Consider the following 12,742-nt stretch of genomic DNA (forward strand, 5'->3'; position numbering starts at 1 on the left):
AAAGAATATATACAATGGAAAATAAAGAATTGACAATACGAGAAGTGATTTATCGTGATATGGACACCATGATTATGGCTAAATTGCGTAATGGATCTAATATCTCAATAGATGATTTGATTGATATTTCTTCTTATTTAGCTGCAAGTTTGTTTCGTGAACGTTGGAAACAAAAAGGAGAGTTAAGCGAAGGAGAAGTAAATGTTGTTTTAGGAAATATAGGTGATTTTTGTAACGAACATTTTGGCGAATACTTTACACAACAAGATTTTGATAAGATTGTAAAAATCTCTCAATTATTATTACAAAAACCAACTTTTGATAACGATTCACAAGAATTTTTTGATTCGATATTAAAAACAGAATAAAAAAATAATGTACAAAAAAACCACTTCGATTGAAGTGGTTTTTTTATGATTAGATAGATAAGTTTATTGCCATCCACCTCCAACAGCACGATACAACTCGACCATTGATGATAAAGACGTTAACTTCGCATCAACTACATTCAACTCTGCATTCAATCCATTGTCTCTTGCAGTAATTACTTCTAAATAATTTGCCATACCGTAGTTTAACAATTCTTCAGAATAGGTAATTGCTTGATTATATAATTGATATTCTTTCTGTTTATATTCAACTTTCTTAGTCGCCGCATCATACGTATACAATGCATCAGAAACCTCTTTACTTGCGTTCAAGATTTTACTTTTATAATTAATTAAAGCATTTTCTTGATTCGCTAAAGCTACTTCTTTTTGTGTACGTAATCTACGTTGTTGTAAAAGTGGTTGCGTTAAGCCTCCAATAACAGATGCAAATAATGATTGCGCATTAAATAATTTATCAATATCAATTCCTTGTACACCACCTGTTGCTGATATAGTTAAAGAAGGATAAAAACTTGCGTTTGCTATATTTACATTCTCAAAAGCATTCATCAATCCAAACTCTGCAGCTTTGATATCAGGACGATTTTCTAACAATTGCGCTGGCACACCAACTGATAAAGTTTGGTTAACTTGTTGAGAAGCTAAATTTGTACGATTAATTGATTGAGGATTTGTTCCTAACAAAATACTCATCACATTTTCGTTTAATTTAATTCCGTTTTCAACATCAACCAACATAGATTTCACGCTATACAACTGAGCTTCTGTTTGATTAACAGCAACTTCTGTTACACTACCAGCTTCTTTTAAAGCTTTTGTTGTTTCTAAACTTTGTTCGCGGTTGATCAACGTTTTGTCTAAAATTCTTTTTTGCTCATCTAATGCTAATAAATTATAATAAGCATTCGCAATAGATGCTACAATTTGAGTTTTAACCGCTTTGTGTGCTTCTATAGTTTGCAAATAAGTTGCAGCAGATGCACGTTGATTACTTCTGATTTTACCCCAAATATCTGCTTCCCAACTTAAATTACCTGAAAGCTCGTATTGATTTTGACTTCTGTCCGTCATCATTGCACCAAATTGTGTATTTTTAGAACTTTCTGTAAAAGAGTATTTTGGTCCAACAGATAAAGTTGGTAAATAACCCGCTTTACCTTGTTTGGCATACGCCTCAGCTACTGCAATATTTTGCAGAGCCGAACGTATGTCTAAATTATTTTGTAAACCTTGATTAATCAAAGCTTGTAATTGCGAATCTGTAAAAATTTGTTTCCAAGAAACAGTTGCAACATTTGCACTGTCTTTTGCAATAACATCTGTTCTGAAGTTTGCTTCATTTACAACAGCTTCAGGACGGTTATAGTCTTTTGCTACGAAACAAGATTGAACAGCAAACAATCCAGCTGCGATTAAAGTAATATTTAAAATTCTGTACTTTTTCATAATTAGATTGAATTATTATGTTCAATTTCTTCTTGTGGACGATCAAATTTCATTGGCTTAATTTTTTCTTGTAATGTTTGGAAAACAATAAACAAAATAGGAATTACGAAAATACCTAAAACTGTACCAATTAATAATCCGAATGCAGCACCAGTTGCAACTGAACGGTTACCTGCAGAAGAAACTCCTGTCGCAAATACTAATGGCATTAAACCTAAAATAAAGGCAAAAGATGTCATTAAAATTGGACGTAAACGAGCTTTTGCTCCATCAATTGCCGCTTGTACAATTGTCATTCCATGCGCACGTCTTTGTAAAGCGAACTCTACAATCAGAATGGCATTCTTGGCTAATAAACCAACCAACATGACTAAGGCAATTTGGAAATAAATATTATTTTCTAATCCCGCTAACCATTGAGATAAATAAGCTCCCATCACACCACATGGAACAGATAATAAAACTGAAAGTGGTAAAACGTAAGACTCATATTGAGCAGATAAAATAAAGTATACGAAAACAATACATAATGCAAAAATCATTGCAGTTTGATTACCAGAATTAATCTCTTCACGTGTTAAACCTGTAAAGTCAGTTCCATAAGAAGTTGACAATGTTTGTTCTGTTACTTGATTAATTGCTGAAATCGCATCTCCCGTAGAGAAACCTGGATTTACAGCTCCTGTAATGTTAGCAGATGTAAATAAATTGTAACGGTTTACAGAATTAGGACCATATACACGTTTCAATGAAACAAATTGTGATACGGGTGCCATAGCTCCTGTTGATGTTTTCACAAACATTTTATTTAAACTCATTTCATTGATACGATCATCTGGAGAAGACTGAATATACACACGGTATTGTTTACCAAAACGTGTAAAGTCTGCTGCATATAAACCTCCAATGTAACCTTGTAATGTTGAGAAAATTGAACTTACAGAAACTCCTGATTGTTTTGCTCTTTCAATATTAACATCAATTTCATATTGAGGGAAGTTCGTATTGAATGAAGTTTGTGCATACTGAATTTCTGGACGTTGCATTAATGCTCCAATGTATTCTTTTGAAACTTTATCAAAATCAGCAATATCTCCACCTGTTTTATCTAATAATTTTAATTCGAAACCAGAAGACATACCAAAACCTGGAATTGCTGGTGGTTGGAAGAAAATCATCTGTGCATCAGGAATTTGTGCAGCTGCACCAAATAATTGCCCAATAATTGCTTGAATAGATAAATCTGGGGTTGTACGTTCTTCGAATGATTTCAATTTAACGAACATCATACCGTAGTTAGAACCTGCACCTGAAATAATAGAGTTACCCGAAATAATAGTCGCTTTATCAATTCCTGGAATATTTTTAATTTTTTCTTGGAATTGTTTCTCAACTTCATACACACGGTCCATAGAAGCACCTGCAGGTAATTCGATATTACCAATAATGAATCCATTATCCTCAGCAGGAACGAATCCAGTTGGCATCATTTTTCCTATACCATAAATTCCTACAGCACTTGCAATAATAATGATAAAAGAAATCCATTTGTGTTTAACTAAAAACTTGAATGAATTTCCGTATTTATGTGTCATACGATCAAACGCTGCATTAAATGCATCGAAGAAACGTTGAACAAAATTACGTTTTACTTCTCCTTCTTGATGTGGTTTTAAGAATAACGCACATAATGCTGGGGATAATGTCAAGGCATTTACGGCAGAAATTAAAATCGCTACAATTAAGGTTATACCAAACTGTTTGTAGAAAACTCCTGTAGGGCCGGATATAAATGTTACTGGAACGAATACGGCACACATAACTAATGTAATCGATACAATGGCACCAGAAATTTCATCCATCGCATTTTTAGTAGCATCCATCGGAGTTTCGTGGTGTGTTTCCATACGAGCGTGAACGGCTTCCACCACTACAATCGCGTCATCCACCACAATACCTATGGCGAGCGTTAATGCGAATAACGTTAATAAGTTTAACGAGAATCCTGCTACATTAAGGAAGAAGAATGTACCAATAATAGACACAGGAACCGCAATTAACGGAACTAATGTAGAACGGAAATCTTGTAAGAAAATATATACCACGATAAATACTAAGATAAATGCCTCGATCATCGTAGTAACTACTTTCTCGATAGACGCATCTAAGAATGTATTAGTATCCATCAAAATAGTATAACTTATTCCTTCTGGTAATTGAGATTCAGCTTTCTTTAACTCTTCTCTTAAGTTAACAATAATTTCTTGGGCATTCGATCCTGGCGTTTGGTATACAGCAAAAACTGCAGAAGGATCTCCATTCATAGTCGAACGTCCAGCATAAGATTGAGCACCAAATTCTACATTCGCAACATCTTTTAATTTTAAAACTTCTCCATTAGGTAATGATTTAATGATGATATTACGATACTGATCTTCTGTTTTATAACGTCCAGAATAGGTAATCGTATATTGGAAAGATTGTCCAGAATTTTCACCTAAAGATCCAGCAGCAGCTTCAAGAGATTCTTGAGATAATGCTGCAGAAACATCTGAAGGTATCAAGCCATAACTTGCCATACGAGAAGGGTCTAACCAAATACGCATAGAATAAGTCATCGCTCCAAAAACTTCAGCATCACCTACACCATTTACACGTTTTAACGCAGGAATAATATTAATATTCAAGTAATTTTGTAAGTATATTTCGTCATACTTAGGATTAGTTGAATAGAAAGATGTAAACATCAATCCCGAAGTTTGTTGCTTTTGTGTAACAACACCAGAACGAGTTACCTCTGAAGGTAATAAAGGTGTAGCACGTGCAACACGATTTTGAACGTTTACTTGCGCGATATCCCCATCAACTCCAGGTTTGAAAATTACATCAATAGATGCAGATCCATTATTAGAAGCTGTAGATTGAATATAATCCATTCCTTCAACCCCATTTACCTGTTCCTCGATAGGAATAATAACAGACTCCATTACTGTTTTTGCATTCGCTCCAGGATATGAAGCAGAAATTTTCACAGTAGCGGGTGCAATATCTGGATATTGAGTAACTGGTAGCGCTGTAAGCCCCAGAATACCCAATATAAGTATGATAATAGAAATAACCGTAGAAAGTACGGGTCTTTCAATAAAGGTTTTTAACATAATTTTTAGCTGTTAGAATACTGTTTTTGTAGAATTTACGATTGTATCAAAGTTTGCTGGCATTGGTTTTACTGCAGTTTTATCTCTCAATTTACCTACCCCTTGTGCAACAACTTTATCTCCTTTCTTCACTCCTTCTTTTACAACAGCCATATTATTAGCTCTTTCTACAACAGTAATTGGAGTAGCATATGCAGTATCTTTTGTTACTTTATATACATACGTTAATCCTTGTTGCTCGAAAGTTGCAGCTTCTGGCACTACTAAAACATCAACAAATGTTTTTGGAACACGTATACGCCCAGAATTACCATTTGCTAAAATTCTAGCTTCATTGTTAAAAGATACACGGAAATCTATCGTACCAGTAGTAGGATTGATTTGTCCTGTAACAGTTTGAATCTTACCTTTTTCAGGATAAATTTCTCCGTTAGCTAAAACTAAATCTACAGCAGGAATTTTATCTAATTTCTCTTTTAAAGTTGCTCCTTCAGATTTAGAAATAAAATTTAAATACTCTTTTTCATTCATCGAAAAGTAAGCATAAACTTTAGAGGTGTTAGAAACTGTAGTAATTGCTGTTGGATCTGATGGACCTACTAATGTTCCTTGACGGAAGTTAATAGAACCTAATACTCCACTTATTGGAGCACGTACAACAGAATAATCTACATTTGCTTGAGCTCCTTTATAGTTAGCTTGCGCTTGTGTAACACTTGCTTGAGCCTGTCCTACAGCCGCCAAAGCCTGATTATAACTAGCCTGAGCTTTTGCTAAATTTGCTTTTGCTGTTTCTAATTGTACATTACTTATAATATTTTTCTGAACAAGAGGAGTTAATTTATCCACTTCCACTTGCGCAGCATTAACAGATGCTTTAGCCGCATTTACATTTGCTTGTGCAGACTTTACACTTGCTTGCGCTGCTCCAACTCCTGATCTTGCAGCATCAGCGTTCTGAGTTAATACATTTGTTTCTAATCTAAACAAAGGTTGTCCAGCTTGTACATATTGACCTTCATCAACATAAACTTCTGTAATGTATCCTTGAATTTTCGCACGGACCTCGTTATTCACAACTCCTTCAATATTTGTTGGATATTCATCATAACTTGTCACCACTCTTGTTGGTACATCAACAACTGGATAAGGTGTCGGACCTTGTGCTTGTGCTTGTGCATTGTCCTTTTTACCACAAGAACTTAGCGCAATAGCCAAAGCACCAACCATCATAACGTTAACGTTTTTCATATTACTTTTACTTATTTTCTAGTTGAATTTTATTAATTTTTTCTATTGTTTCGCCTAATAAAAACTTGGTCTGATTTAAATGATCTAGATAAATATCAATTACCCTATTTTCGATATTTTTCGAAAGTGAGTCATTTGAAATTTTATGTTCCTTTATACGATCTGTAAAAACAATATCCTGAGAAATCATATCATATAAAAAATCTAACTTCTCTGTCAAATAATTAAAGTTTAATCTAAAATATCTTTTACGAGAATTAATCTTGTTTATATATTCAATATGTTTCATCGATAGCAAGTAATTAATCGAATTAGACAAAGAACTCTTACTAACATTGAAAACCTCTAAAAGTTCTTCAAAAGTAAATCCTTCTTCAGTTGATTCTAAAACCATATATGCCTGCAATTTGGCTGTTAAAGGAGGAAACTTATACGTTTTCTCTAAAAAAGCACTAAAACTACAGAATAAGTCCATGTTACCTGCATGATTATCTATATTCATAATGTGTTTAGTCTATAAAACCGTGCAAATATATATAAGTTAGTTCGGTTAAAACAGAACTAACTGTATTTTTTTAAAAAATTTAACAATAAATTAAAATTTTTAAAAAACAACCTAACTATTTTCCTTCACCAAAAAACAGACCAAATCAATTAGAAATGAACATATTATAAAATGATTGGGTTTATATATAAATTGTTGAGTTTACACTAAATACAAATTAATTGGATTTTGAAATTGGAGTATAAAAAGTTGTTAAATAAATAAAAGCTTCAACTGAGTTGAAGCTTTTATTGTTTATTTTATCGTATTAATATACGCAATAACTTTTTCGTTAAAAATCTGAGGTTGATCAACATTCACAACATGTCCACAATCCTCAATGACAATCAATTCAGAGTTTTTGGTGTGTGATTTTATTAAGTTTTCAATTGATGGTAAAAACATATGATCTTCTGATCCCATAATATAAAGTGTAGGGATATTAAGCTCTACTTCTCTAAACCATTTTAACAACGGATTGATATCTGCTGTTAGTTTGAACCACTTTAGAAATTCTTTTTGATAGAGTTTCTTCGCTTCATTAATAAATAAATTGCGCGATTCTTTGTGTGCACTTCTCGGCATAATGGCAAAAGCGAAAATACGGTACAAAACTAAATACGGAATCATATGTTTGAACATATTACCAACGGTCATTAAAAAGCGACTTTGATAATTCATCTTCATGATTGCTCCACCCATAATCATCGATTTGAAACGTTCTGAATAATCTTCTGCCAACTGTCTAATAACAATTGTTCCCAAAGACATTCCAACAAAATGTGTTTGTTTAATTTTTAAATGATCCAATACATCAATCACATCTTTCGCTACAGATTCGAACGTATAGCGTTTTTCAAAAAGCGATTTAAGGTTATTTTTCGAACGACCATGTCCTCTCAAATCCAAAAGAACAACATTAAAATGCTTACGAAATTCACGAATTTGTTTAAACCAAATAGTTGAACTTCCTCCTGCTCCATGAACAAAAGTGACCCATTCTGCACTTGTGGGATGAGTATATGTAGTGTGTGCTAACAATTTATACGTAATTTAGAACTGCAAAATTAAACTAAAAACTATGCTAAGCATAACACTTTTGATAACTTTAAGATATTTTTAATCTTCATCATCTTCTGTGTCAACGTCTGTTGATGTTTTCTTTAAATAAAAAACATCGTTCATGACTTCTGCTTTTACATAATTCAGCTTTTTTTGCTCTTTGATTCGATCTGTAAACAATGTTCCGATTAAATGATCGTATTCATGTTGAAAAATTACAGCAGTAAAACCTTCTACTGTTTCATCATGAAAATTCCCATCCAAATCAAAATATTCTAATCGAAGAACTAAACTTCTATGTACTTTTCCAAAAATATCTGGAATCGACAAACAACCTTCTCTTCCATAACGAACAATATCCGAATACCACGTAATTTTTGGATTGATGATAAACTCAAAAGGTTCACCCTCTTTATCAAAACGTTGTACCCAAACGGCATTTCTATTTATGCCAATTTGTGGTGCCGCAATCCCAACACCTTTACTTGCCTCGTCTTGCACAGTCGCATACATACGATCCGCCAATAGTTTAATATTTGGATCTTTGGGATCTATGTCAATAGATTGGGCTTTCAACACAGTAAGATCTTCATCAGAAGTTGTTAATAAAACTCGAAATGTTTCGTACGATTTTTTTTCTTTTACTAAAGTAACTTCAGCTCCAGTCAAAGGTTTATAGGTTTTATTCTTCATATTTTTAGATTGAGCAAATAATGCAGTTGAACAAATCAATAAACCAAACGTAATTATTTTTATCATTTTTTTAGAATTAATCGATCCAACGAATATTTTCCTGCACCTGATAAAAATAAAACGAAATAATTAATTAAATAGAATAAACCTAATTCTTTTTTACCAAAATCATCGTCAGCATGTACAATAAAAACAGCTACCAACATGGTAATAATTAATGGAATTGATGCTAAACGTGTAAAAAGTCCAACCAAAACTAAAAATGCACATAATATTTCTGCAAAAACAGTTAATCCTAACGAAATTTCTGGACCTAATCCTATTGGATCTCCAAATTCAAAATTTCCATTGACTAATTTTTGTAATTTTCCAAAACCATGCGTAAACATAAATCCACCAGCAGCCAAACGAATGAATAACAATGATACATCTATAAAAGCAGGTTGACTTCCTAATAATTTAAATTTTGTGCTCATTTAATATTTTTTTTTCAAATATAAGTTCTTGTTTTTACGTTGACATTTAAATAGGTCAAGAAATCAAGATTTTTCTATTAATTTTGAATCAACTTTAATCACTAAGAACTAAATAATACAATATTATGTTAAAAAATATTTCATTAATCGCTTTACTATTTTCGAATTTTGCTTTTGCACAAAAATCTGAATTAGTACAAAATGACGTCTTTGGAAATCCTATTTTCATTGAGGAATCTATGCAAAAAGCACGAATTCGAATGATGCATATCGAAGGATACGATCAAGAATATTATACAAAATCAACCTACAATACAGCAGGAAATCCAACTAAACGTGATTATTTTGATGAAGAAGGAAATGTATCTTTTTCAGAATCTTTTAATTACAACGACACCAACAAATTAGCTTCGAGAGAATTAAAAAATACGGATGAAAGTTTGATTTTTAACTTTGATTACGAATATACGCCCGAAGGTTACATTGTGACAAAAAGTGAAAATGATGTCAATGTTGTAAAAATAGAATACAAATTAGATCAGAATAAAAACATTACTTACGAACACGAATCGAACTTATTGGAGGATAATGATATTTTTATCGAAAAAAATCATTTGTATCAAAATGGTTTTTTAGTTAAAACACAGGTAAAATATAACCAAGGATCTTATACATTAGATTATAAAAACGATGCTAAAGGCAATCCGATTGAAGAAATTTATTTAGATAAAGATAACAAAGCTGTCAATAAATATCTCCGAAAATTTGACGACAACAATAACATGACAGAAGAAGTAACGTTAGATGAAACTGGAAAAGTTAAGCAGATTTCGACAATCAAATACCAATATGATAATCACAAAAATTGGAAAAAAAGAACACAATACGTGAAAAATTTTGATCAACCAATTTCAAACACAACAAGAACAATTCGTTACGAATAACACAAAGAGTCAATAAATTTGGCTCTTTTTTATTTGATTATTTAACTAAATGTTATTAACTTTATTCTAATCAACCATTTATCTCGTTTTATTATGATAAAAAATGTGCAAGAATTTAATCGACTATTTCAATTGTATCAAAAAGATAATCGTTTCAACTTGTACATAAATGATTATCCTAAAAATGAATTTGCAATACAATTTTATAGTGACGAAATCGAAGATTTGAATTTAGAATATGTCGATTCTACAACTAATTCAGTGCGGAAAATTCAAGATTATCGTGCTAAATTAAATGACTATTTTCGTCCTGAAGAATTGATAACGCTTGAAGTTATATCTATTTCAGGCTATTTTAGACGATACGATTTTTATTTCTATACCAACGAAAAAACGTTTATTTTCAACTTTATTCATCGAGATTTTTTGTCTCAATTAATTGATATTCTTTTATCCGAATTGGATTGCAATTTTATTAGCCGTTTAAAAACTGAACTATTAATAAATTTGGAATACGAATAATTTGTAATGTTAATTTAAACGACATCTTATGTCTGTTTAAATTATTTTTTTTGCAAAAAGCTGAATAAAATGAATTTTGATCGGATTAATGAAAAGTTGAGTATTTTAGCTGATGCAGCAAAATATGATGTTTCATGCTCATCGAGTGGAAGTAAACGGAAAAACACAAGCAATGGATTAGGAAATGCTTCTCAATCTGGCATTTGTCATTCTTTTACAGAAGATGGTCGCTGTGTATCATTATTAAAAATTCTGTTGACCAATCACTGTATTTACGATTGTGCATTTTGTGTATCACGAAAAAGTAACGATGTAAAACGAGCTGCTTTTACTGTACAAGAAGTGGTAGATTTAACTATTAACTTTTATAGACGAAATTACATAGAAGGATTATTCTTAAGTTCTGGAATCTTCAAAAATGCTGATTTCACAATGGAACGTTTGCTTTTGATAGCAAAAAAATTACGTTTAGAAGAAAATTTTAATGGCTACATTCATCTTAAAACTATTCCTGGCGCAAGTGACGAGTTATTAAAAGAAGCAGGATTGTATGCTGATAGAATGTCAATTAATTTGGAGATGCCAACTGAAAAAGGTCTTCAATTAGTTGCACCTGAAAAATCGCACGAAGATGTAAAAAAACCTTTGGCCTTTATTCAACAACAAATGACTGAATATAATGCAGAACGAAAATTAATAAAGTCAACCCCAACATTTGTGCCCGCTGGACAATCTACACAAATGGTGATTGGTGCGACACCCGAAAATGATATGGAAATTATGTATACGGCTAATCAATATTACAATAATTTCAAACTTAAACGTGTCTATTATTCAGGATTCATTCCAATCAATCACAATGATAAGATGCTACCTTCTATTGGTACTCAACCACCATTGCTTAGAGAAAATCGACTTTATCAAACAGATTGGTTGATGCGTTTTTATCAGTTTGATGTCAAAGAAATTTTAAATCAACAAAATCCACATCTCGATACGGATATTGATCCAAAATTAAGTTATGCCTTAAGAAATTTACATCTTTATCCGATTGATATTAATACCGCAGATTATCATTTAATTCTACGAATTCCAGGAATTGGTGTTCAATCAGCAAAGAAAATAATTACTGCTCGAAGATTTGGAAAAATTTATGCTTATCAATTAAAAAAATTTGGAATTGCTTATAACCGGGCTAAATTTTTTATGACATGCGCTGATGATCAATACCAACAAAAGGATTTACTTGGATCTCAGATTAAACATCGAATATTGAGTACGAGTAAAAGTAAATACCTTAAAAATCAACCTAATCAATTAAATCTTTTCGACTAATGGAACGCTATGTTTTTGATAATAGTTTCGAAGGATTTTTGACATTAATTTTTGATTATTATGTTCGAAAACCTCAGCAAATAAAAATTGTTTCGCAAAGGGATTTTTTACCATCGATGTTCGACGATGAATATATAGTAATTACAGATGAACAAAAAGCGGAAAGGGTTCATAAAAGCTTAAAAAATAAATTAAATTCAACAAGTTACAAAGCTTTACAAGCCGTTTTTTTGTCAGAAGAAAAAGAAGCGTTTGAAAAACTCTTTCATTATTGTTGTTTAATAATTAATGAATCAACTGCAATACAATTAAATTACGGAAATGAGTTTGTGCTTTATGTAATGAAAATGTATCGTTCAGTTCATCGCGAAAAGCATCATCATGAAGCATTTATCCGTTTTGAAAAGATTAATCAAGATTTATTTTTTGCTAAAACAGAACCCAAATACAATATTTTACCTTTGATTATCCATCATTTTAGAAAAAGGTATGCGGATCAAAATTGGATTATTTACGATAGTATTCGAAAATATGGAATTTACTATGATAAAAATTCAAAACAAGTTCATCAAATACAATTAAATTTCACTCCAAAATCTACAACATTACCTACCGAATACATTGATGTGGATGAAAATTTGTACCAAGAATTATGGAAATCCTATTTTCATTCGACAACGATTGAGGCGAGAAAAAACTCGAAATTACAGATGCAATTGATGCCAAAGCGATTTTGGAAAAATTTAACTGAGTATAATTAAAAAAGGCTACAAATTGTACACTGCCCCCAAAAAGTTAGACACTTTTGGGGGCATTTTTTATGACAAGAAAAGTAAAATATAGTGTAGCATTTAAGTTACGTTGTGTGAAAGAAGTTTTAGAAAAACATCGAACAATACGTTCAATTAGTAAAAAAGAA

12 protein-coding genes are annotated in these 12,742 nt (G+C 31.7%); 5 read left to right on the forward strand and 7 right to left on the reverse strand.

Annotated elements, in window-relative coordinates; translation table 11 throughout:
- Positions 1 to 14 precede the first annotated feature (14 nt).
- Positions 15 to 368, forward strand: coding sequence for a hypothetical protein (locus HX088_RS08280; protein ID WP_171622071.1), 354 nt, complete (start codon positions 15 to 17; stop codon positions 366 to 368).
- A gap of 63 nt (positions 369 to 431) precedes the next feature.
- Here HX088_RS08280 and HX088_RS08285 read toward each other — a convergent pair whose 3' ends face one another.
- The 7 genes from HX088_RS08285 to HX088_RS08315 form a co-directional block, all read right to left on the reverse strand.
- Positions 432 to 1,838, reverse strand: a complete 1,407-nt coding sequence (locus tag HX088_RS08285; protein WP_286483908.1) for an efflux transporter outer membrane subunit — start codon at positions 1,836 to 1,838, stop codon at positions 432 to 434.
- A 2-nt stretch (positions 1,839 to 1,840) separates the two neighbouring features.
- On the reverse strand, positions 1,841 to 4,996 hold the full coding sequence (locus HX088_RS08290) for an efflux RND transporter permease subunit (RefSeq protein ID WP_286483910.1): 3,156 nt from the start codon (positions 4,994 to 4,996) through the stop codon (positions 1,841 to 1,843).
- Positions 4,997 to 5,008: 12 nt separating this feature from the next.
- Positions 5,009 to 6,247: an efflux RND transporter periplasmic adaptor subunit gene (locus tag HX088_RS08295; protein WP_286483911.1), complete on the reverse strand. Its 1,239-nt coding sequence runs from the start codon at positions 6,245 to 6,247 to the stop codon at positions 5,009 to 5,011.
- Positions 6,248 to 6,254: 7 nt separating this feature from the next.
- Complete coding sequence (locus HX088_RS08300) at positions 6,255 to 6,749, reverse strand: hypothetical protein (RefSeq protein ID WP_286483912.1); 495 nt, start codon at positions 6,747 to 6,749, stop codon at positions 6,255 to 6,257.
- Between the two features lie 297 nt (positions 6,750 to 7,046).
- Positions 7,047 to 7,832 (reverse strand): alpha/beta fold hydrolase, encoded by a 786-nt coding sequence (locus HX088_RS08305; RefSeq protein ID WP_171622066.1) that lies wholly within the window; start codon positions 7,830 to 7,832, stop codon positions 7,047 to 7,049.
- A 78-nt stretch (positions 7,833 to 7,910) separates the two neighbouring features.
- On the reverse strand, positions 7,911 to 8,612 hold the full coding sequence (def, locus tag HX088_RS08310; RefSeq protein WP_286483914.1) for a peptide deformylase: 702 nt from the start codon (positions 8,610 to 8,612) through the stop codon (positions 7,911 to 7,913).
- Positions 8,609 to 9,022 carry a DoxX family protein gene (locus HX088_RS08315; protein ID WP_171622064.1) on the reverse strand — a complete coding sequence of 138 codons (414 nt, stop codon included), beginning with the start codon at positions 9,020 to 9,022 and terminating at the stop codon, positions 8,609 to 8,611. The genes def and HX088_RS08315 overlap by 4 nt, the downstream gene beginning before the upstream one ends.
- Before the next feature lie 125 nt (positions 9,023 to 9,147).
- On the opposite strand from HX088_RS08315, the gene HX088_RS08320 reads away from it, so the two are divergent.
- The 4 genes from HX088_RS08320 (at position 9,148) to HX088_RS08335 (ending at position 12,584) form a co-directional block, all read left to right on the forward strand.
- A complete protein-coding gene (locus tag HX088_RS08320; protein ID WP_286483916.1) occupies positions 9,148 to 9,966 on the forward strand; it encodes a hypothetical protein in 819 nt (272 codons plus the stop codon).
- Positions 9,967 to 10,059: 93 nt separating this feature from the next.
- Positions 10,060 to 10,488 carry a hypothetical protein gene (locus tag HX088_RS08325; protein WP_286483918.1) on the forward strand — a complete coding sequence of 143 codons (429 nt, stop codon included), beginning with the start codon at positions 10,060 to 10,062 and terminating at the stop codon, positions 10,486 to 10,488.
- Positions 10,489 to 10,557: 69 nt separating this feature from the next.
- The gene (locus HX088_RS08330; RefSeq protein WP_286483919.1) at positions 10,558 to 11,823 is read left to right on the forward strand and encodes a putative DNA modification/repair radical SAM protein; all 1,266 of its coding nucleotides are present in this window, start codon (positions 10,558 to 10,560) and stop codon (positions 11,821 to 11,823) included.
- Positions 11,823 to 12,584, forward strand: coding sequence for a TIGR03915 family putative DNA repair protein (locus HX088_RS08335; protein ID WP_188320003.1), 762 nt, complete (start codon positions 11,823 to 11,825; stop codon positions 12,582 to 12,584). Before HX088_RS08330 ends, HX088_RS08335 begins: the two co-directional genes overlap by 1 nt.
- Positions 12,585 to 12,742 lie beyond the last annotated feature (158 nt).

This window comes from Empedobacter sp. 225-1 (genome assembly GCF_030328185.1).
GTDB lineage: Bacteria > Bacteroidota > Bacteroidia > Flavobacteriales > Weeksellaceae > Empedobacter > Empedobacter stercoris.